The sequence below is a fragment of the Nostoc sp. genome (genome assembly GCF_036917935.1).
GTDB lineage: Bacteria > Cyanobacteriota > Cyanobacteriia > Cyanobacteriales > Nostocaceae > Nostoc.
Genome location: NZ_JBALEL010000002.1, coordinates 512,159 through 534,847 on the forward strand (window position 1 = coordinate 512,159; position 22,689 = coordinate 534,847).

Sequence of the window (22,689 nt, forward strand, 5' to 3'; positions counted from 1 at the left end):
TCTATTTTGGAACTCTCCACTTCACTGATACTTAGCTTTTTGATTAATATCCGGACAATTCATCAAAAAGTATTCTGTTTTACTGAAAATAAACTCTTTTTATCCTCCGTTTAAATGTTCGACTAATAACCAATTACCAAAGTGATTCTGACGACCCCACAATGTAACTAATTGTTCGTGGGGATAAGCGCGTAATTGCTCGTCGATATGCGATCGCAAAGTCACAAGCTGCCAATTTTGCCCTTGATATGCGGTTGGTGCTGTGACAGTGAATCTGTATTCCTGCTGTGACAAGCGGTAAAAAATGCCTTTGAAACAGTTACTTTCCTGAATTAATGCCTTGTCAAAAGCAGAGTCAGGGTAATCATTCCCCAATAGGCAAGGGCAATCGCCACTAACTGGATAGGCTTGTGGGTTATCTAAGTAATACAGTTGCCAGTGCCGCCAATCCGAATGATTGGGTGGAAGATTAAAGAAAGGAATAATTAGCGCTTTTGAGCGATTATCTTCTAATAAAGCCGTTTGCAGCGTCTTAATGGGTAAATCTCTCGGCTGGCAGTTTAACTCAACACATATCGCCGCTGCCATCCCCGCCGCTTGACCAATGCCCATAACCACAGGTTGTAATCTGGTGGCGCCATTGGCAATGTGAGATACAGAAATATTCTTTTCACAGACTAAAAAACCATCTGTTGTGACTGGAATTAGGGAACTGTAGGGAATTGTAAAGGGAGTCCCAGTCCAACGTCCCCCCCAGCGAATAGATTTAGGTTGCAGTGGGAATTGAACACCAGGATAATGATGGTCATTGGCGTAGTTACCAACTGCGATTGCTTCGCAAACGCCAAGGGCGAACGCATCATTAAATATAGATGCAACTCTACCTTTAGCGATCGGCAAAATATCCTGTTCTCGGACAGTAGTTAGCCCCACTAAGCGGCGGCTTTCCCGGTAATAGGGATGCAGTGCAAAAGCTGTAGGGGCGTGAGGAAATACTTTTTCTGCTAAACCATAGCGACGACCAAGCTGTTTTTGAATAAAATGGGCAAAATTTTGGCTGTGCCAGCGAGATTCTTGGATGAATTCACCTCTGGATACATCTGACTCTATCAATCGCCCTAGCCCTTCGCCGTAGTCATTGCCACAGATTGGCCAATTCATCATAAACAGACCACCAGGCAAGCGTCCGTAATTCAAAAATGTCTCTGCTCCATAGCCATCCCAAGCACCTATAAACTGGGATGGATTATAGTTAGGGGCAGCCGGAATTTCTGGGGCAACGGCTTCACCAAAGTCTTGCATAATCACTACATAAGTGGGCGCTTGCACAGGATATCTCTGGGTTAAAGAGTTAAAAGTCACTGGGGCGCTGGGTTCTCCCCACTCAGATTGCAATTCCCAGCCCCATCGGTAAGGTATGTCAGCTAAAGCCAATAAATCTCCTAATTCTGTAGCGTCGAGAATAATTTTGGCTGTGACAGCAAAATCAGCAAAGCGCACACCAGTAATCGAATCACCTTGCCGATAAACTTCTATTGGCACTTGTCCAGAAATCCAATGCAGATTAGGTAATTCCTGTACCCAATCTGCAAAAATCTCTGCCCCAATGCGAGGATCGTAACTAAAAAAGCTTACCCAGCTGTTATCTAATCCTCCGGGCTGTCGTTGTCGCAATTCCTGCAAAAACGCACCCCATAACCCCGTTTGAAAGGCTTCTAATTCATTGCCATCGGGTGCGGATACTCCAGCCGAAGTTAGCATTCCTCCCAACCAAGAAAATTCACTCACTAGAATCGTTTTGGCTCCCCGTCGCGCCGCTTGGATAGCAGCTGCGGTGCCTCCGGTTCCCCCACCGACAACTAAAACATCAGCTGTATATGTCTGATTAACCATCACTTAACCTCACTGGAGTTCCGACATATTCTCTCCAGATAGCTTGGCATCAGACAAGATAATTTATTTTATGTTTCGGATATTTCGTTTATGTAGTGTATACTCTTAATTAAGATAGTAAATAAGATTGCCAGTGTAAATTGCACTGCTAACTACAAAGCTTACAACATAGTTGCAGACAAATATGATGTTAAGACAGAATATGTCTTTAGATTCTGTAATCTCTCCACAGCTAGAGGCTGAATCTATCAAAGAACTGGAGCGCATACTGAGCGTTAAAGATTTTCAGGCGAAACTGGTAGGAGCTAACGGAGAAAAAATTAACATTCCTGAGCCGATTTATCGAGTGCTGCTTCAAGTTGTCCACGCAATGGCATCAGGTAAGGCTATATCTATAATTCCTCAACAACAGGAATTGACGACACAACAAGCGGCCGAATATCTTAACGTATCACGTCCTTACTTGATCAAGTTATTAGAACAGGGTGAAATTCCTCACATTAAGGTGGGTTCACATCGACGGGTTCGTTTCGATGATTTAATGAATTACAAACAGCAGCGGGATGTGAAGCGTGATCAACTCTTAACTGAGCTAACTCAGATCAGCCAAGAAGCAGGATTCTACGAATAGGAGTAATTCAACCAACAAAATGCCTGAGCAGCTTGTTCTCTTAGACTCTTGTGTTATGTTCCCCATCTACCTGCGTGACATTCTACTTCGTTGTGCTAGGGCTGGTTGTTATTTACCTTATTGGTCGCAGGAAATTCTTGATGGTGCTACTCGCAACCTTGTAAAGACAGGGAAGATGTCCGTTGAGATAGCAATGAAGTTGGAGGGGACAATTACAGCAGCCTTTCCAGAAGCAATGGTGGAAGTGCCAAATGGATTAGCTGAAATTATGACAAATCACCCTGGCGATCGCCATGTTCTGGCTGCTGCTGTCACAGCTAAGGCTGATATAATTGTCACATCAAATCTCAAGCATTTTCAAGCCAAGGATCTGGCTCATTGGGAAATAGAAGCGCAACACCCGGATACCTTTCTTACTCACCTTTACGATCTTGACCCAGACTCCATACTTCAAGTAATACAGGGATGGTATCCAGATTTAAAAAAGCCACCGCTGACTTTTGTCGAGCTACTTGATCGGCTCAACAAAGAAGTACCAATATTCGCCAGCAAGGTTTTATCGCATGAATAGAGCCAGAGTGTTTTCCAAACTGCTAAAAAAGCCTTGGATAAGCTAGGCAAGGCAGCACCAGATGGTGGTAGATACTTTGAAGGAGAGCGCTATCGACTCTGGCAGAATCGCGGAGTTTTAACAATTACTGCCAAGGACAACCGAGGGGAGATTCTGCGGCTTCAGAATGGCACAATTCAAGGAAAGCTCTCATCAGAGGATATCAAGGCATTCCAAATCTTTGAACAAAGTTTAGAGCAACAATTAGAACAAGCTAAAACACAGAAATCCCAAACCTGATAGCCTAACGTTGACTGCTAATGTTACATCTAGTATCGTTGAGCGGGGAAAAACCAACGTGAAAGCACAGGTATTTAGAGGCGTTAATCAACTTTCTTACGAAGATATCCCAGTTCCAACCCTGGAACCAGATGAAGTACTGGTACAGGTGCGGGTTGTGGGGTTATGTCAGTCAGATATTAAAAAAATTCGTTATCCGCTGTATGAACCGCCGCGCATTTTTGGCCATGAAACCGCCGGCACGATCGCAGCACTAGGCAATAATGTCAAAGGTTGGCAAGTTGGACAACGGGTAGCTGTGATGCACCACATCCCCTGTATGCGTTGCGCCTACTGCCTAAATGATAATTTCTCCATGTGTGATGTCTACAAAAATATTTCCACTACCGCAGGTTTTAACGCCAGTGGCGGCGGTTTTGCCGATTATGTCAAGGTTCCTGGACATATTGTGGAAAACGGCGGGTTAATTCCCATCCCGGAAAATATCAGTTTTGAAGAAGCGAGTTTTGTAGAACCGACTAACTGCTGCTTGAAAGCTGTGAAAAAAGCCCAAATTGCTCCAGGACAAACTGTGTTAGTTACTGGTGCTGGGCCAATTGGGTTAATGTTTATCATGTTAGTGAAGTATTTTGGAGCAAAAGCGATCGCTACCGATTTACTACCCTCTAGAATTGAAAAAGCCTTGAGTGTTGGTGCAGAGGCGGCTTTCGATGCCCGTGATGCTGATTTAACCGCCAAAATCCATGCCCTAACTGGTGGACTAGGTGTTGATGTTACCCTGCTGGCTGTTCCTAGTGAGAAAGCCTTCTTTCAAGCACTTGATAGTACCCGCAAAGGCGGTAAAATATTGTTTTTCGCGGAATTCCCTGATGAGGTGGAAATTCCCATCAACCCCAATATCCTCTACCGTCGGGAAATTGACTTGATAGGCAGTTATAGCTCATCTTATCGACTTCAGAATCTATCAGCTGATATTGTATTTAATCAGCGGATTGATGTAAAAGCATTGATTAGCGATCGCTATCCATTAAAAGATTTATCAGCAGCTGTGGAGCAAGCGATCGCACCCACACCGGATACTTATAAAATCTTAATTTATCCGTAAAATAACGGAGGCATAGGGACGCAGGTAAATCATTCTTTGCGTCCGTCTTCTTCCCTAGTACTTACGCACAAGAGATCCCCCAACCCCCTTAAAAAGGGGGCTTTTGGTTCCCCCCCTTAAAAAGGGGGTTAGGGGGGATCGAGGTTTTAGGTTTTCACTGCGTAAGTCCTGCTTCTCTTATCCCCATCAGCCTTAAAAAAATGCTTATTACCCAAGTTGCAGTCGCTCTATTAGCTTTCTACGTCGCCTGGAATCTCGGAGCAAACGATGTTGCTAATGCAATGGGAACCTCTGTAGGTTCCAAAGCTGTCACCCTCAAACAGGCACTAATAATTGCTGGGGTATTAGAGTTTACGGGTGCTGTGTTATTTGGACATGAGGTAACGGAAACTCTAGCGACGAAAATTGCGAATCCCGCCTTATTCGCAGCTACACCCCAAATATTCGTAGTTGGGATGGTAACGGTACTAATATCGTGTGGTGTGTGGTTGCAAATTGCCACATCACGCGGTTTACCTGTATCCTCTTCTCATGCGGTTGTTGGTGCGATCGCTGGATTTAGTTGGGTAGCTTTGGGAGTAGATGCAATTGATTGGTCATCAATTGGCTTAATTACCATTGGCTGGATTTTGACGCCGTTAATTAGTGGTGCGATCGCAGCTTTATTTTACAGTCAAATCAAGCACTGGATTTTGGATCAACCCAATCAACTAGTCCAGTTACAAGAATGGATTCCCTGGTTGAGTACTTTGCTACTGGGAATATTCGGCGTGATTGTACTACCATCGCTTACAGAACCGCTAACCAATTTTGTAATTGAGCAAGTCGGTTTTACAATCCCTGCTTACGACATTTCACTGTTAATCGGTGCAATAGCAGCAGTTGGACTCACAATCATTAGTTGGCGACAATTAGGGGAGACGGGGGGACGGGAATTGGAAGAAAAATTTTTACCCCCGACTCAGGAATTACCATCAATCCAAAATCCAAAATCTAAAATCCAAAATCCCGTTGAGGGCATATTCGCCCGATTCCAACTGTTAAGTGCTTGCTTTGTAGCCTTTGCTCATGGTTCTAATGATGTGGGAAATGCGATCGCTCCTTTAGCTGCGATCGTTTACATCAATCGCACTGGTAGCGTACCTACCGATGGTATAACTATCCCCCTTTGGATTTTAATCCTTGGTGGTGCTGGTATTGTTGGTGGTTTAGCCGTCTGGGGAAAAAAAGTCATCGCCACCATTGGCGAAAACATTATTGCCTTGCAACCCAGTAGTGGATTTTGTGCCGAACTTGCTACTGCTACCACCATCCTCATCGCTTCCCGGCTAGGTTTACCAGTCTCCACCTCCCACGCTCTCGTCGGTGGTGTAGTTGGTATTGGACTAGTGCAAAATTTCAAGTCGATTAAGTTTCAAACACTAAAAGGCATTGCCGCCGCATGGCTAATTACAATCCCCCTGAGTGCTGCCCTTAGCGCCACCATCTTCAGCATCGCCCGGATTTTATTCTTCTAAGAATTATTAATATTTTTCAAACTTTTTTCTCTACTGTATCTACTCAAAGCAAAAGCCAGACTGCAACAACGCCAAAAAAGCGTACTTTTGCAGAATTGCTGCTCATTCTATTAGAATGTAGTGCAGGGGATAGCGTAACTTTGAATTTCCACAGAAAGATACTTTAATCTCCATTTGGAGATATAAACTGTCACACAAGTTACATTCCACACAAATTTACAGCTAGTTTCGCAAGTCAGACAATTTGGTGACGATAGCACACGCATCTGCAAGTCTTTGACAAGTATTATTGGCAGCAAAACAATAAATATTTATTTGGAGTGAGATTTATTTAAAAGTAAAAATCTCATTGGCAAATAATTTCTGAAAATTAAACTGGCCAAAAACAAAAAAAGTCTCAGTTCAAGGGACTTACAGGCGTGGCGATAAATCCCAAATCGAATGGTTAAATACTTATCAATGGTGAAGATAACACGGTGTAGTAAGCTGTGAGGCAGACTTGATGCTTTGCCAACCTGTGTCTAGTATGACAGAATTACGTTGAAATGCGGAAGTGCTGTTAAAATTTTTAATTTATCTGACAAAATACAGGAAATTAGGATGACCGCCAATAAAGTGTACCGGAAGCAGCTTTATCGTCAAAGTGTTAGAGGTTAGAAGCTAATGGGGCGATTCGAGAAGCAACCAGAAAACCCAAGAGTTAGAGGCGAGCTATCCAGAGCAGCAGAAAATGCTCTTTGGGCTGTAGTTGAAGACTTAGAAAATCTTCAGCAGAATGTCCTCAGAGCCTTGCAGGAAGACGTAAAGCGGCTTCAGTCAGAAAAAAATCGGTTATCTGATGAGATTCAAAGCTTGGTAGAGGAAAAAGAGCATTTACAACAAGTGCGCCAAATCACTGAGCAGCAAGTGTTAATTCGGCAACTGGCAGAAGTTCTGGCAAAGCATATATCTTCACAACTGCAATCCTCTCTGACAACTTTAGCTAACCAAAGCATAGAGGGCAAATCTTACGAACAAGCTGCGCTGAAGTCTGCTGAAGTGAGCAGCAATGTAGTAGGTGAAATCAATGAAAAAGTCGAACACATGTTTGACAGTCTGGATGACACCGTTACTGTTACCTTTAATTCGCTACAACAGGAACTGAAGAACTATCAAAGTAATCTTTCCCAACAGTTGTCGCGGATGTATAGCCAGCAGCAGCAAGGGGAAACGATTTTAGCGGAGTTTGTTAATCGCTTGCATGGAGAACTAGAAAAAACTATAGAAGAAACTTCACGCAAACCAGCAACAGCAGGTACACTAACTGTTTTGCAGTTTACGGAACCAGAAAAAACCAGTTCTTTTGAGACATCCCCACCACGGTTTGACGAAGTAGTAAGAAATTCCCCTGAGCCAATTTCCCCGATCCCTAATAATTTTTCACCAAGGGAAACGACATCAGAGCCGACTGTTGTTAGAGAAAACGCCGCGAACCCAGTTTCTCTTCCCAGCAAGGATTTGTCGGAAAGGGAAACGCCATCAGAGCCAACCGTTGTTAAAGAAAACGCCGCGAACCCAATTTCTGTCCCCAGCAAGGATTTGTCGGAAAGGGAAACGCCATCAGAACCAACCGTTGTTAGAGAAAACGCCGCGAACCCAATTTCTGTCCCCAGCAAGGATTTGTCGGAAAAGGAAACGCCATCAGAACCGACTGCGGCTGTAGTTCCGCCACCAAAGGACAATGCCCCCGAACCAATTTCTGTCCTCAATCAGGAATTGCCGAAAAACGAAACGAAATCAGATCCTCCGATTGCATCTTTGCTACAGCCGAGAACAATCCGACCTTCTCCAAAAAATGCTAATGAACCAATTTCTGTCCGCCGCAAGAACGTGTCACAGAGCAAAGCTCAATCCTCATTGACCGCTGCGCTAGAACCACAGGCGGAAGCAAAACCCTCACAATCGCGATCGCCTAATTCCTCTGGCTTCTCGACACTCCAAATCGGTTTCTTGTTGATTGTCTCATCGGCAGTGGTATCGTCACTTTACAACGTAGCCATCAAGGTGATTTTTCACGAAGGTTCCCAGATTTTTGGCGTATTAGAGGTAGAGCAGTTACTACCGCCGACTTTGGGGAATACTCTGTTAATTTTGACGCTACGGTTTATGGTAGTAGTACCACTGATGCTACTTTTGTCTCCTATATTGCATCCAACACTGTGGCAAGACTTGGAAAACTTGGCCGCTTCACTCCGAGGAAATCCCACATCTAGCAATGCATCTACCAAGCAGATTTTGGTGTTGTCGATTGTGAGTGGGTGCTTTTTGTTTTTATCTCAGGTACTAATCTACATTGCGATCGCTCAAGTCCCGACTGGAATAGCGATCGCATTGTTCTTTATCTATCCAATGGTTAGTGGTCTATTGTCGTGGTTTCTGTTTCGCGATCGCCCCACTCTATTCCGCATTGCGGCGATCGCCGCGATTTGTTGCGGCGAATTGTTGGTTTTAGGCGGTTCTCCCAACATCGGTATCGGTAATAGTTCAATGGGAAGCAGCACCGCTATTCTTTCGGGTGTGGCTTTTGCTGCCTACATAATTCTGACGCGGGTTTGTGCTAGCAAACTGCATCCCGTGACTTTTACTTTAATTAACTTCACTACCATGTTGTTGTTGAGCTTTATCTGCTTGATGCTACCTTTGCCAAGCAGTTGGAACTTGGTAGTAGTTGACCCCTCGAAAATGCTGGAACTGGTTTTAAGCGCGTTTATTTTGGGTGTGCTGACTCTTGCTGGCTATTTGCTCAACAATGTTGGTATTAGTAAACTAGGTGCCTCGCGATCGGCGCTCATCGGTGGTAGCATCCCAGTTTTAACCGTGATTTTCGCTGGGTTAATCATTCAAGAAAATTTAGATATTGTGCAAATTCTGGGAGTGTTATTTGTAACCTTTGGCGCGGCTGCTTTCAGCTTTGAAACAATGCGAAATCAGGTTAAACCCTCTAATCCCACGAATTAAATGGCGAGTTCAATCAGTTTAGGTGTGATGGGAGCTACTTTACCTCCCATTACTCCCAGCATGAATCCTGACGCTAATGCACCCACTTGTAACTTCTCTAAATCATCTCTGACAAACAAGATCCCCGACTTCGTAAAAGTTGTCGGGGATTTAAGTTTTCACGAATGATTTAGGAATGCTGTATAGGTGCAGATAACACTTAATAGATCAGTGAGCAGTAATCAGAATAAATCGACTTGTAATCTATTTTTAAGGATTTAGCCTGATACAGGTAGGGAAAACACGTATATGTAAGCAGTATGAGTAGTACTGACTCCAGCAACTGAGTACGAGTACTTGCAAAAGAGAAGATTCGCAAGGAGTTAAGACCATTGCAGCACATTTTGGAACTAGTAGAAATGTTTAGAGTAACCCGTTTTCTAAGCGTCACAGACTATTGTCGCTACATGAATATATGGAGCGATCGCCCGTAAAACAGCTAGTAGCTTTATTCTACAAAAACTCCTGCGGGTAACGATAAATTCAAAATTCTTCATTTCTCTGCTCTTGTGCTTGGTGAGATGGTATCTTGATTTGTGTCGTTCTTTACTAGTCAATGTGGTCTGCGATCGCCCAGACACCCAGAGAAATAAGCTTATATCATAGCCTCCTGCGGATTATCCTGCTTTTATAGCAACAAACTATCTACGTAATTCAAGTCTCTCAAATATAAAAAACAGCGAGGTAAAAACATACTTGAAAGTAGCCAATGAATTAGTTAAATCATGAAATTTTAAAATTCTTTCATGAAAAAAATATAAATTCATTGAAAAAAAATCTCTAAATAATCATCTTAGGGAATCCAAAATGTTTTATTATATGTATGGCTATTAACTAATCTTTCGGTTATTAGCACGAGCAACAAAGCCTTATAGCGACGCGATTCAGTCATAATTAATCGTGGCTTTCTGTGTCCAATTATCGATATCAAAGAATAAATAAAACTTGGATTTAGGAGTGAAACTAAAAATATCATCAAACCTTGATTTAACCAGAATAAAAACTATTTAAATAGTCATCATTTATAAACTTTAAAACAGATAATTTTATTTCAAAACTAAAAAAAAGTGATATGATAAGGAACAATATTTGAAAAAACAACAGGTATTTTGAAATTGGAATTATTTGCTCTACTTGATGTCTACTATCTTCCCTCAAGCCAACGGCTGATACTGGCGAGACATCACTGGAGGTTGTGAACAGGATGATAGTTCACAACGAGCCGTATCGCTCAACCTCTAAATATGGCTACACCTGGTAAGCGATTTGTTTTGAGACTATTCCCAATTATTTCTAGTCACTTGTGTACTACAAATAATTCGCCAAAGCTGAAAAAAACATCTTTTTCTAGTAACAGATATCCCAGATGAACCGCGCAAACTAGTTTTTACTCCGAGTCGGCATAGTGCCATAATTAGGTGTAACCAGCTTGACGTTGTTGCTCTTGAAAGATGAAAAAAAACTCAGAAAACTGAAAGGCTTTAGTGGGTTAATTGCAACATAGTTGACTTTTGGGAGATAAACCGCCGTTAAGCTGAACTTGGTGATATCTGTAATTTTCCGGTTAGATGCAGAGACAGTTATAGTCACACTCACCGACTCTGCTTTTGTACCAGAAAATATGCGAAAATGGTAGTTTGCGCTACCACCGATCTCATCGTTATCGCATACTAATATAGTTTGAAGTAAAGACAGCTTTCAGCCAGGTGTATACTACCTATTTTCACTCGATTAAAAATTTTGTAAACGTGCTATTCAATTGTCTGTAATATGAGTAACGACATAGATCTGATCAAACGTCTTGACCCCAGTGCGATGGATCAGATCATGCTTTATCTGGCTTTTAGTGCCATGCGGACGAGTGGGCACAGGCATGGGGCATTTTTAGACGCAGCCGCAACAGCAGCAAAGTGTGCAATTTACATGACCTATCTTGAGCAGGGACAAAACCTGCGAATGACAGGGCATTTGCACCACTTAGAGCCGAAACGGGTAAAAATTATTGTAGAAGAAGTCAGACAGGCATTAACAGAAGGCAAACTATTAAAAATGCTGGGTTCTCAGGAACCGCGCTATTTAATTCAATTGCCTTATGTCTGGCTAGAAAAGTATCCTTGGCAACCGGGGCGATCGCGCGTTCCTGGTAGCAATCTGACAAGTGAAGAAAAAAGACAAATTGAGCAGAAACTGCCCAGTAATTTACCAGATGCTCAGTTAGTTAGCTCCTTTGAGTTTCTGGATTTGATCGAGTTTTTACACAGGCGATCGCAAGAAGATTTGCCACCCGAACACCAAATGCCTTTGAGTGAAGCTTTGGGTGAGCATATCAAGCGCCGTTTACTCTACTCAGGAACAGTAACACGCATCGATTCTCCTTGGGGAATGCCCTTCTACGCTCTTACTCGTCCTTTTTATGCTCCAGCAGACGATCAAGAACGTACCTACATCATGGTAGAAGATACCGCTCGGTATTTCCGCATGATGAAAAATTGGGCAGAACGGCGACGAAACGCCATGCGCTTGCTGGAAGAACTTGATATCCTCCCAGAAAAAATGGAGCAGGCTATGGAAGAATTAGATGAAGTTATCCGTGCCTGGGCAGATAAATATCACCAAGATGGTGGTATTGCAGTGGTTTTACAGACGGTTTTTGGCGAAAGAGAAGACTAGTACACTGTAGCGGAACTTTGTCTACCTTTAACCAGTTGCTTAGAGCAAATTGTCTAGCATCGCTCTAATAATAGTAGGGTGTGCATTGTAATGCAAACCCTACTAGACATCTCCAGAAATTAATTATGCTTTACCTGAAATTATTGTAGAGATACCTTAGAGGATGTCTGAAAAGTTTTTTCTATACAGCGAATGCTTACAGATCCCCCTAAATCCCCCAATTGATCGGGCGACTTTGAGACTCTTATTCCCCCTTTTTTAAGGGGAGCCAGCGCGGTCTTCTCCCAAGGGGAGACGCTAAAAGCGATAGCGCAGCGTTAGCGACTCCGCGAGCGTCTGGGGGTTTCCCCCATGAGCGACTGGCGTGGGTTAGGGGGGATCAGCAAATATCTGATACTTCTCAGACATCCTCTGAGCGCAGCGGGACGTTAGCGTAGCGAAGCCCAGTCGAATTTCGCGTCTCTACATTCTTTTTCACTACTATGTCTACTAATTAACTGGTATTTTCAGTCAATTACAAAGTATTGTCATGTAATTTAACTACACAGAATTCAGGAGTCAGAATAAAAGAAGGGTATTCTGTACTACTGGCAGACTTTGGCGTGAGCGCCCAGTCGAACGCTAAATAGAGGGGTTTAAGTCTCCCACCAAATTCAAAATTTGGTGGGAGACTTTCGTAGTGGTGGGTCTAAATCGCCCACTAATTGATTCTGACGCCTTGGCGGAGCTTTCCTCCGCTCCGGAATTCTGACTACTGAATTCTTGTTTAATTAGTGCCCGGCTGCGTTGGAACAACTGGTTGTGTTGGAACAACTGGTTGCGTTGGAAATGGGGTAGTCTCAATACTTGGACTTGATCCCGCAGGAATTATAGTTGCCGGTGTAGACGAAGATGAAGCGCCAACAACACTATCATCAGCACTGATACAAGTATCTAGCGCTTGAGTGGCGGGAAAGTCGATTTGACTACGCAAGCCAACCACACACTGGCCAAAGCGCACGGGTAACAAACTGCGTCCACAGTAATCTAAAACTGCCGGATTAGCTTCTTCCTTAGTACTTAAGCTGACGCCAACTACACAGGTAGCTAACTCTTCAGGACGCCGGGCCTTCCCACAAGAAGAAAGCGCGTCTGTCGCGGCAATTTGGGTTTCCTTATCAATTTTAACCACGCAAGCAGCCAAATCCCTTGGACGCAGTGCTGCTGCACAACCTTCTGAAGCCGCTTCTGCCGTTACACCCACCTTCAAAAGGCGACCCGCACAGACACTATAATCATTACTGTAGGAGGCAGCAACAGCCACATTAGGCAAGATTATTAACCATCCAGCTATAGCCAAAACTGGTAATGTTAAAATCTTGGAGGTGGAAGTGCCTTGTTTGTTCTTACCTGTGCTAACCACTTTTTTGCTCATTGACATTGCCATTCTCCAAACACCCAAAGTTATGCTAACTCAAATATTTTAAAAATCCTCTGTAATCAAAGAATTTCGGCGGTAGTAAAGTATAGACATAATTAATTATGTCGAAAATTGTGTTAATATAACTGTTTGAAAGATAAGTAGGCAACGTAAAAAGTATTTCAGAGTAAGAATACTGCGTAAATCAATCTGATGATTGAGTAGCCTACGAAACTAAATAAACACAAAAAAGTTATGGGCAGGAGTACGGCGTGACAGGTCGGAATTCAGGCTTGGAGGCTAGTTTGTCGGGTTTACCGATTAAAAGCAACTGGCGCAAAAATCGATGCGTCTACCTTGGTGAGATACGTCTTACCTCGGTAAGCAGCTTCAAAAAACCAAGAATCCCCTGATTAAAAATTAGGGGAGTGTCAAGATTGAATGTTTCGGTAAAGTTTAAACAGGATTAGATTAAGGAAACTCATGTCCCGATATAGAGGGCCCCGCCTCAGAATTGTCCGTCGCTTAGGCGACCTACCAGGATTGACTCGTAAAAGTGCTAGACGCGCTTACCCACCTGGTATGCATGGTCAGAACCGTAAAAAACGTTCTGAGTATGCCATCCGTTTAGAAGAAAAGCAAAAGCTCCGCTTCAACTACGGTTTGACTGAAAAGCAATTGCTGCGTTATGTGCGGAAAGCTAGACGTGTTACTGGTTCTACCGGACAAGTGCTGCTGCAATTGCTAGAAATGCGCTTGGATAATACGGTTTTCCGCTTGGGTATAGCTCCGACTATCCCAGCGGCTCGCCAACTGGTGAATCACGGTCACGTAACTGTTAACGGTCGTGTGGTGAATATTGCCAGCTACCAATGCCGTCCTGGTGAAGTAATTGCAGTCAGGGATCGGGCACAATCACGGAAGTTGGTGGAAGCTAACTTGCAATATCCCGGTTTGGCCAACCTCCCCAGTCATTTGGAGTTTGACAAAAATAAGTTGGTTGGTAGAGTCAACAGCGTTATTGAGCGAGAATGGGTGGCACTACAAGTTAATGAACTACTTGTGGTTGAATACTACTCACGACAAGCGTAATCGTCATTTCTCCTTAGTCATTTGTCCTGAGTCCTTGGCAAAGGACAAATGACAAATGACCAATCACTATCCGCCAATTTGCGACATGGTGCGAGTATATGTACCTAAAATGCCAGAATCGCGTTGTTTAAAGTTAATTTCTGGCTTTATTTCGAGTAAATGTCTGACCTGCTCTTGTAATTGAGCGGTGCTGATACCAGAACGCAGAGCAGTTTTTAAATCTATTTGACCAGTTTCATTCAATAAACAGGGACGCAGCCAGCCATCAGCACTCAGGCGCATCCGGTTACAACGATCGCAAAAACATTCTGACATTTGACTAATAAATCCTAGTGTCCCCTTCGCACCAGGAATTTGAAAGACATCGGCGGGCCCAGCACCACGAACTTGGGATTCTGTCAAGCCCCAGCGATCGCGAATACGTTCTCGTAAATCAGCTGAAGATACCCAACCGCGATCGCCAAATAAATGCACATTACCAATAGGCATAAATTCAATAAATCGAACATGCCACTGTTTCTCAATTGTCAGGGCGGCTAAATCGAGAACTTCGTGGTCATTAACGCCAGGAATCACCACCACATTCAGCTTCAGGGGGTCGAATCCGACTTCATGGGCTGCTTGAATCCCCTGCCAAACTTGTTGCCAACGAGAACGCCCCTGATTACCGATAATTTGGTCAAAAATGTCGGTATCAAGAGAGTCCAGACTAATATTAATACGTCGCAGACCAGCATTGTAGAGGTTTTGTGCCATCGGAGCCAGCAAAAACCCGTTAGTGGTCATTGAGAGGTCTTGAGTTTGGGGGAGAGTTGCGATCGCACTTACCAAATCCACTACCCGCGGACGCAATAAGGGTTCCCCTCCAGTCAAACGAAACCGATTAAAGCCTACTGGAATAAATACTTCTTGAATTAAGGTGAGTAGTTCCTCATCAGTTAATAGCTGTTGCTTGAGAATATAGTCCAGTTCTACTCCCTCTGGCATACAGTACTGACAACGAAAATTGCAGCGATCGATTAAGCTAATCCGGAGGTAGTCTACCTGGTTCATCGTTTTATTTTTATTGTCTGTGATTAATTAAAGACTTTACAAAGGTGGTTTACCCCTTCTTACTATCTTTGTTGTAACTCAAAATACCGTACTCCCCCTTAAGTGAGAGTCCACAGATTGTGGCATAATAAGCCGATCGCATCCACTCGTTAGTCATCAATCGTGCAAGACACCGACTCCATGAACGACCTTGCTGCTGCTTTACTACAGCCAGCCGATATCAGCTTTGAACTGCCCGATCCAGAAGATGAACAGATTCTAGAGTCAGATTTTCAACAGCAGCTAGAAATAGCTTGGCAGGTATGCGATCGCTTTGATTTGCAAACTGAAATCTGGCGGGGGCGAATTTTACGGGCGATCCGCGACAGAGAAAAAGTGGGTGGTGACGGGCGCGGTACTGGCTTTCTGCGATGGCTAAAAGAGCGGGAAATCAGCAAAAGTCAAGCATACTCCTGGATTCAACTGGCGAATAGTGCTGATACTCTCATCGAAGATGGTAAACTTGACCCCGGATCTGTGAACAACTTCAGCAAACGGGCATTTGTCGAAACCTCCAAAGCATCCCCCCAAGTGCAACAGATGGTGAGTGAAGCCGCCCAAAAAGGCGATCGCATCACTAGGCGGGAAGTGCGTCAACTCAGCGATGAATGGACAGCCATGTCCTCAGATTTATTACCCGAAGCAGTTAAGGAAAAGGCAGCAGATAATACTCTTCCTCCACGCTACATCGCCCCACTGGTGAAGGAAATGGAAAAACTGCCAGAATCGCATCAAAAGTTTATCCAAAAGGAAATAGCTGCCAATCCTGATGTGGATACCCTGAAACAGGTAACTACCGAAGCGCGTAACTTGGCGAAATATCTCAAAGGGGCGGCTCAAGTTCAGGCGCTGACAAAGGAAGATGTTGATATTGAAACAGCTTTAGAAGAAGCGCAAAGAGTCGGCTGTTTGAGCATTGCTGCTGATTTGGTAAATCAAGCATCGCAGATGGAACAAACGATCGCTAAACTTTACATGACTTGGAAACGGATCAGTAATTTAGCAGATCGATTATATGTGGATACTGGCGCAAGTACACCCAACTTGCGATCGCTCCTCACTTGTTTGGAACCTCTGGGTGGTGAAATCATGGAATTGCAACTTAGTGGTGCGACTGAACACACTATTCGTTTGCAAATTCAGGAGACGAGTTAGGAATAAGCAATAGCGATGGCGTTCGCAAAGCGTCTCGTAGAGAAGGCTGGCTACGCTTACGCATCGCATTTGCTGCTTCGGCGATCGCATTTGCTGCTTCGGCGATCGCATTTGCTGCTTCGGCGAACTCATTTGTTACTTTAGCCAACTCATTTGTTATTTCGGCGATCGCATTTGCTATTTCAGTGATGCCGTTCGCGGAGCGTCTCGTAAAGAAGGCTGGCTACACCTACACAATTGCTGATTGCGTTCATCCTAAAACAACTTAAGACAAGACCTCTTAGAGGTTTTACTACGCAAAACCTGTCTCTCTCAAGCTCAAAGAGGGACAGGCTTGAACTTTAGTTCAAGGTATGGAGAGGTTTGTCGAACTCACGTCTAATGAGCAGCGCAAGATGTAGCGGTAAGCGAGGAGTTATGGGGAGATGCAGTGGGTATTTGAGCAACCAGAACCACGTTCCCATTGGCATCTATAACCCATCCTAGGGCTTCCACAATTTGAGTAGGCTCATTGGCAGAATTAACTTTCTGTGATTTTTCTTCTGTGTTTCGCTGCGCCTGAACAACGGCTCTTTTCTGAATACCGCCAGCACGATTCTTAGTCTCTGGAGAGAGTGTGATCCAATCTGCTAGCACGGCATCATCAGCTATCAATGGCTGCGTGGGATCGGTTACTAGTCCTCCACGCCCAGTCTGAATAAATGAACTCCTTCCTATTTTTCCACCAGTACTACAACTAGCAACAATTTGCCGCGAAGCATCAACCAAATTTACGGGTAGTTCCACTAATCCTTTACTGGGGTCAGCATCTGGTGAGTTGATTTGTACAGTGCCATTTAATCCAAACTCGGAACTGGCAGTAATGTCACTATAAGGAGTCGGTTTTTCTCTATATTGTGTGCCTATGACACCAAAAGCCTTGATTTTGACATTACCACCATTGCCGCCGACAGCATTAGCACTGATGTCGCTATCTTCACTGGGGACAGCGACAATAAAGCTATTACTATTAGGTACGATGAAGCTATTACTACTATTAGGTTCATTGATGAAGATATTACCACCATTTCCTTTACCCCTTGCATTAGTGGTTATTTGACTGTTGCGGCGCATCAGTAGTAAGTCCCGCACCTGTAGCGAAATATCACCACCCCGACCTGACTCACTATTAGATGTGATTTGTCCCTCGTCGAGCAGGATAGAGCGAGCGGTTATATTTAGTTCACCTGCTTTTCCGAAAAAGGGTACATAGTATTTTGGTGCATCTTTTAGAACTTCACTGCTCACAGTTATGTTCCCATCGCGGACAATCAATTGCCCCGTTTTGATATCCAAATTTCCAGCAGATCCGGAACCGCCAGTCGAAGCTAGCAATTGGCTTACCAAAGAGCGATTTGCTGAAGTTCCTGTTATCTCTAGTGACTCAGTAGCCCTGACAGTTATGTTTCCTCCGTTTCCTGTGGCTGGTTTATATAGGATATATTCAGGATCAACCAATATTCCAGTTGACTCTGCTGATATTTGGCCCCCATCTTGGATACGCAACCTCCTAGTTGTGATCGTAAGGTCACCTGCATTTCCTTCGCCAAAAGTTGCACTTGCCAATGAACTAGCTAGAGGACGAGGAGTCAGTGGAGTAATGGAACTACCAATCAAGTCCACAGACTCGGAGGCATTTACGTTTAAATTTCCCCCTTTGCCCGTGCCACTAGTAGAAGTCAGCACTTGTGCGCCATCCGAAACAATAAACTTGCTGGCGGTAATGTTTAAGTCTTCACCTTTTGTGTTACCTGTAGTCTGACTTATCAAGCGCACAAGAGAACCAACTAGTTCCACGGAATTTCCCCATAGCTGGATACTACCACCACTCTCACCGCTAGCATCTACTTGAGATGGAATCTGAGAATTTCGCAGGATGAATCGAATGTTCTGGAAATTCTGGACACCTTCATATCCCAATATCCAACTTTGATCCTTTGGCTTCAAGCTGACCAGACTATTGCCAGCAACACTTCCTAGCTCTATTCGTCCTGAAGTTGCAGTTAAATTTCCGCCCTCTAACGTGATATCACCGCCCACTAATGCCAAGGTTTTACCTGGCTTCACTTGTAGACCAACTGGTTGGGTGAAGATATTAGTTGTTTTGCCATCTGGATTCTTTGCTTGGGATTGATTACGGATGGGAGACGCAGTTGCTCCGAATTGTAAACCAATGGGAACACTTACTGTCAGTAGGGGTGTAGTTTGAGGATCTGTGGCACTAAACTTGATCCCATCAGCAAAGTTCAGGCTACTCGCCGTACTTGTTACAAATGAACCACCGATTTGTAAAGAAGCATTGGGCCCAAAAACAATGCCATTAGGATTAATCAGAAACAGGTTAGCTTTGTACTGAGCTTTAATGATACCTTCAATCTTAGAAGGAGAGGGCCCCGTTACGCGGCTAATAATGTTCTGAACACTATCAGTATTATTAAACTCAGCCGTAGCTCCATCACGTACAGAAAACTCTTTAAAACTGTGGAACAAATTGCTTCCTGCTTGGATTCCACCTTCAATAATTGTGGTACTACCTTGTGTTTTCACATTAGTAGGTAGAGTACCATCCGGGCTGACTTGAGCAATAGCACAATTTGCCGAGAAACTAATTGCACCAATTATTGCAAATCTTAGCCATTGAAACCAGAACGAAATATTAATCATACTTGATATTGCATTTCTCTAAAGAACTATCGGTTACTCAATAACGATGCTCCTGTACTTAATATTAAATAGAACACATTGATACAGGTAATCTGCGTTTTGTTCTTTAACCAATACTGAGAAATTTTCTATCCTAAAACAATACATAATAGGAACACAAAATCATTGTGTTCCTAGAAATCTCTGTTCCAATGTAATTGAAAACAGAATATACAATGAGTACAATATTTTCACCAAATATTTAGTGGGCTAGATCGAACTTAGAAACAAGTGTTTTATTCTTTACCAAAATTCATATCAATTTAAGGCTTCTCAACAACAACCACAACAAGCACACCAGATGCAACTTAATTTCACAATATGATTACCTGAAATTAATGAATTTGTATTACTAGAGTTTTCCGTATCCTTTATTTGTATTTGACTTAGGTCGATACTGCACTCAAGGTTCAGAACTTTTTCTCCTGATATACCATACTTTTCAAGCACTGTCTCGAAGTTAGCATTCTTCAGGCTCTGACTTAATTCATTCTTAATTTCGTCTTGTAACTGCTGTAATGTTTGAGAATTCATGACTTTTGCTCTCCTTGGAGATTGGTAAATGTGTGAACTTATTTTGTAATGTACTAAATTAACGTGAGTTTGGTTAGTACAGTTTGGCAACTAAAAAATCAATAATACAAAGTCTAGAGTGGTACAAAAGCATTAAGTTTCTAACGCTCTTGTGAACTCTGATAATTATGACTTCAACTTAGTTAGTAATAATTACGCACTGTGTAACAAAACTTCATATATTTATGCCGGATTTCTTTAAAGGATTGATGAATTTGGCTACTGACTATTGATCGCTCAAGAGAATTGAGTAATTGATACTCCTCAAGTCTCACACTCTGCTTACGGTTTGGATAAGCTCACAGGCTTTATTAAGGCGATCGCTCATATAAAGTTCATTGCAAAGATAGCGATGTCTACGACGATCTACGCCGATGCACCAAGAAAAGTTATGAGAATCTCAATTTTTAATTAGCACCGCAAGATGTAGCGACAAGCGAGGAGTTATGGGGCGACGCAATGGGTACTTGAGCAACTAGAACCACGTTCCCATTGGCATCCATTACCCATCCTTGGGCTTCTACAATTTGAGTAGGCTCATTGACAGAATTAACCTTCTGTGATTTTTCTTCTGTGTTTCTCTGCGCCTGTCTTTTTTGAATCCCGTCAGCAAGATTCTGACTCTCTGGAGGGAGTGTAATCCAACCTGCTAGCACCGCATCATCAGCTATCAATGGCTCTGTGGGATCGGCTTGTATTCCTCCACGCCCAGTAGCAACAAATGAACTTCTTCCTATTTTTCCACCAGAATTACAACCAGCAGCAATTTGCTGCGAAGCATCAACCAGATTTACAGGCAATTCCACTAATCCTTTACTGGGATCAGCATCTGGTGAGTTGATGTGTACAGTGCCACTTAATGAAGGGTTTTGCAGAGAAAATGCAGTGATGTCACTTGTTGGCAGGTTATTCGGGTTTATGTCTTTCGAATCGAGCCTCTCTACCTCTGCACGGGTGCGTGGCACAAACCCAAAGATGTTTTTAGCGGTGATTGTGATTTTCCCACCAGAACCAAAGTTGGCGTTGGCGGTGATATCGCTATTTCCGAAGGGAGTACCGACGAGGAAGCCATTAGGTGCATTGATGGTAATATTACCGCCAGTTTTATCACCTCCGGCATTCGTAGAGATTTGACTGTTGCGACGCATCAGTAATAAGTCCCGCACCTGTAGCCCAATGTCACCACCCTTACCTGACTCACTATTAGAAGTGAGTTTTCCCTTATCCAGCAGGATGGAACGAGCAGTTATATTGAGTTCGCCTGCTAGACCTAAATTGGGTACGCCCCCTTCATAGTTGACATCCTTTCGAGCTTCACTGCTTACAGTTATTGCCGCCCCATCTTTGATAATCAATTGCCCTGTACTTAGGGTTAAGTTGCCGCCATTTCCAGCCCCTTGAGTCCCAGAAAACAAGCTACTGAGCTTAGAACCATTTGCTGAGGTTCCAATTAGTTCTACAGACTCAGAAGCATTCACCGTCAAGTCTCCTCCATTTCCTGTAGCTGGTGTAAATTGGTTAGAAAAACGCCCAAGTATACCCTCAGAACTTGCTGATATTGTTGCCCCTCCCTCGATACGTAACTTTGCAGTGTTAATTATTATGCTGCCAGCATTTTGAGCGCCATAAGTTGCACTAAATAATCCACTGGATATTAAATCAGTACCATCTGGTAAGGGAGAAATGGGGATGCCTGCGATTAGTTCTACGGAATCTGAGGCGTTTATGGTTAATTGCCCCGCCAGTCCCGAACCGATATTGAACATTAAGACTTGCGCTCCATCTCTGACAATCAACTTCCTGGTAGTGATATTTATATTTCCAGAGTTTCCAGTCTTGAAAGTTCCAGTAGACAATACCGAATTTAGTCCAAGTTCTACAGACTCGGAAGCGTTCACTGTCAAATTTCCTCCTGGTTGCGTTCCCAAGGTAACAGCCAATATATATCCGCCAGTTACCAGCACACGCTGTCCTTCCAGGTGGATATTACCGCCACCTTTGCCACTGGTATCTACAGTAGATGGAATCCCAGTTTGCTGGGTTAGTTTGATGTTCTGGAAATTTTTAACGCCTTCATATCCTAATGTCCAACTTTGATTCGTTGAACTGAGACTAACCAAACTATTGCCAGCGACGCTTCCTAACTCAATTCTTCCCCCCTTTGCCGTTAAATTTCCGCCCTCTAGTGTTATATCACCGCCTATAAGTGCTAAGGTTTTGCCTTGCTGCACCTGTAGACCAACCCCTTGTTCTAAGACATTAATTGCATTATTTGGACTTGCTTGGGATTGATTGCGGATGGGTCGAGCAATTGTTCCGAATTGTAAGCCAATAGGAACACTTTCTTTGAGTAGAGGTGCAGTTTGAGGAGATGTTGCACTAAAGTTTGTACCATCAGCAAAGTTCAAACTACTCGCCGTAGTAGCCACAAATGAACCACTGATATTTAAAGAAGCATTCGGCCCAAAAACAATGCCGTTAGGATTAATCAGAAATACATTGGCTGTGCCGTTAGCTTTTAGAATGCCATCTATATTAGAAACAGAATTGCCTGTCACCCGACTGATGATGTTCTGAATATCTATTGCATTGTTAAAGTGGGCTGTCCTTCCCGCAGAGACAGAAAACTGTTCAAAGCTGTGCAACAAGTTTGTACCACGAACTGCTCCACCATCAATCTGGTCTATAGGCTGACCATCGATTAGCTTTGGTGTAATGATTGAACTTTCAGATCCAAGCGTGGCATCTGTTTTAATTTGAGCTAAGGCAAAACTCTCAGCGAAAGTGAGTACTCTAGCAATTACTAAAGTACTCACTATTGCTAACTTCCAGTGGCAACTGCTTCGATTTTGAAACATTAAAAACTGGCGCTCAAAAAATAAGAGTTTATTAAAATACTACTTTTTGCTAATTAGTTATGTTAGTACGCTGATG

17 protein-coding genes are annotated in these 22,689 nt (G+C 43.3%); 9 read left to right on the forward strand and 8 right to left on the reverse strand.

Features of this window, described 5'->3' with window-relative positions; translation table 11 throughout:
- Window positions 1-99: 99 nt before the first annotated feature.
- A complete protein-coding gene (locus tag V7K62_RS02515; RefSeq protein ID WP_334861325.1) occupies window positions 100-1,893 on the reverse strand; it encodes an FAD-dependent oxidoreductase in 1,794 nt (597 codons plus the stop codon).
- A 202-nt stretch (window positions 1,894-2,095) separates the two neighbouring features.
- On the opposite strand from V7K62_RS02515, the gene V7K62_RS02520 reads away from it, so the two are divergent.
- From V7K62_RS02520 to V7K62_RS02545, 6 genes are all read left to right on the forward strand, one after another.
- On the forward strand, window positions 2,096-2,524 hold the full coding sequence (locus tag V7K62_RS02520) for a helix-turn-helix domain-containing protein (RefSeq protein ID WP_334861327.1): 429 nt from the start codon (window positions 2,096-2,098) through the stop codon (window positions 2,522-2,524).
- A 19-nt stretch (window positions 2,525-2,543) separates the two neighbouring features.
- A complete protein-coding gene (locus V7K62_RS02525) occupies window positions 2,544-3,095 on the forward strand; it encodes a PIN domain-containing protein (RefSeq protein WP_334861328.1) in 552 nt (183 codons plus the stop codon).
- A 33-nt stretch (window positions 3,096-3,128) separates the two neighbouring features.
- Window positions 3,129-3,374 (forward strand): hypothetical protein, encoded by a 246-nt coding sequence (locus V7K62_RS02530; RefSeq protein ID WP_334861330.1) that lies wholly within the window; start codon window positions 3,129-3,131, stop codon window positions 3,372-3,374.
- 58 nt (window positions 3,375-3,432) lie between these two features.
- Window positions 3,433-4,479 (forward strand): zinc-dependent dehydrogenase, encoded by a 1,047-nt coding sequence (locus V7K62_RS02535; RefSeq protein WP_334861478.1) that lies wholly within the window; start codon window positions 3,433-3,435, stop codon window positions 4,477-4,479.
- 200 nt (window positions 4,480-4,679) lie between these two features.
- On the forward strand, window positions 4,680-5,996 hold the full coding sequence (locus tag V7K62_RS02540) for an inorganic phosphate transporter (RefSeq protein ID WP_334861332.1): 1,317 nt from the start codon (window positions 4,680-4,682) through the stop codon (window positions 5,994-5,996).
- 663 nt (window positions 5,997-6,659) lie between these two features.
- Entirely contained in the window at window positions 6,660-8,993 is a 2,334-nt protein-coding gene (locus tag V7K62_RS02545; RefSeq protein WP_334861334.1) for an EamA family transporter, read from the forward strand.
- Here the strand turns inward: V7K62_RS02545 and V7K62_RS02550 are convergent.
- The gene (locus V7K62_RS02550; RefSeq protein ID WP_334861336.1) at window positions 8,990-9,112 is read right to left on the reverse strand and encodes a hypothetical protein; all 123 of its coding nucleotides are present in this window, start codon (window positions 9,110-9,112) and stop codon (window positions 8,990-8,992) included. The two genes, V7K62_RS02545 and V7K62_RS02550, sit on opposite strands and share 4 nt — an antisense overlap.
- A 1,300-nt stretch (window positions 9,113-10,412) precedes the next feature.
- Complete coding sequence (locus V7K62_RS02555) at window positions 10,413-10,622, reverse strand: hypothetical protein (RefSeq protein WP_334861338.1); 210 nt, start codon at window positions 10,620-10,622, stop codon at window positions 10,413-10,415.
- A 180-nt stretch (window positions 10,623-10,802) separates the two neighbouring features.
- Between V7K62_RS02555 and hetR the strand changes: the two genes are divergently transcribed.
- Window positions 10,803-11,702, forward strand: a complete 900-nt coding sequence (gene hetR, locus V7K62_RS02560; RefSeq protein ID WP_334861340.1) for a heterocyst differentiation master regulator HetR — start codon at window positions 10,803-10,805, stop codon at window positions 11,700-11,702.
- Window positions 11,703-12,468: 766 nt separating this feature from the next.
- On the opposite strand, the gene V7K62_RS02565 is transcribed toward hetR, so the two are convergent.
- On the reverse strand, window positions 12,469-13,122 hold the full coding sequence (locus V7K62_RS02565; RefSeq protein WP_442937211.1) for a hypothetical protein: 654 nt from the start codon (window positions 13,120-13,122) through the stop codon (window positions 12,469-12,471).
- 462 nt (window positions 13,123-13,584) lie between these two features.
- Here V7K62_RS02565 and rpsD point away from each other — a divergent pair, with 462 nt between their 5' ends.
- Window positions 13,585-14,193 (forward strand): 30S ribosomal protein S4, encoded by a 609-nt coding sequence (gene rpsD / locus V7K62_RS02570; RefSeq protein ID WP_152589456.1) that lies wholly within the window; start codon window positions 13,585-13,587, stop codon window positions 14,191-14,193.
- Window positions 14,194-14,259: 66 nt separating this feature from the next.
- On the opposite strand, the gene moaA is transcribed toward rpsD, so the two are convergent.
- Complete coding sequence (gene moaA, locus V7K62_RS02575; protein WP_334861345.1) at window positions 14,260-15,246, reverse strand: GTP 3',8-cyclase MoaA; 987 nt, start codon at window positions 15,244-15,246, stop codon at window positions 14,260-14,262.
- Between the two features lie 180 nt (window positions 15,247-15,426).
- Here moaA and V7K62_RS02580 point away from each other — a divergent pair, with 180 nt between their 5' ends.
- Window positions 15,427-16,440 carry a hypothetical protein gene (locus V7K62_RS02580; protein WP_442937212.1) on the forward strand — a complete coding sequence of 338 codons (1,014 nt, stop codon included), beginning with the start codon at window positions 15,427-15,429 and terminating at the stop codon, window positions 16,438-16,440.
- Here V7K62_RS02580 and V7K62_RS02585 read toward each other — a convergent pair.
- The 3 genes from V7K62_RS02585 to V7K62_RS02595 form a co-directional block, all read right to left on the reverse strand.
- Complete coding sequence (locus V7K62_RS02585; protein ID WP_334861349.1) at window positions 16,409-16,588, reverse strand: hypothetical protein; 180 nt, start codon at window positions 16,586-16,588, stop codon at window positions 16,409-16,411. The genes V7K62_RS02580 and V7K62_RS02585 overlap by 32 nt on opposite strands.
- A 230-nt stretch (window positions 16,589-16,818) precedes the next feature.
- The gene (locus V7K62_RS02590; protein ID WP_334861351.1) at window positions 16,819-19,143 is read right to left on the reverse strand and encodes a filamentous hemagglutinin N-terminal domain-containing protein; all 2,325 of its coding nucleotides are present in this window, start codon (window positions 19,141-19,143) and stop codon (window positions 16,819-16,821) included.
- A 1,019-nt stretch (window positions 19,144-20,162) separates the two neighbouring features.
- The gene (locus tag V7K62_RS02595; protein WP_334861353.1) at window positions 20,163-22,613 is read right to left on the reverse strand and encodes a two-partner secretion domain-containing protein; all 2,451 of its coding nucleotides are present in this window, start codon (window positions 22,611-22,613) and stop codon (window positions 20,163-20,165) included.
- Window positions 22,614-22,689: the final 76 nt, after the last annotated feature.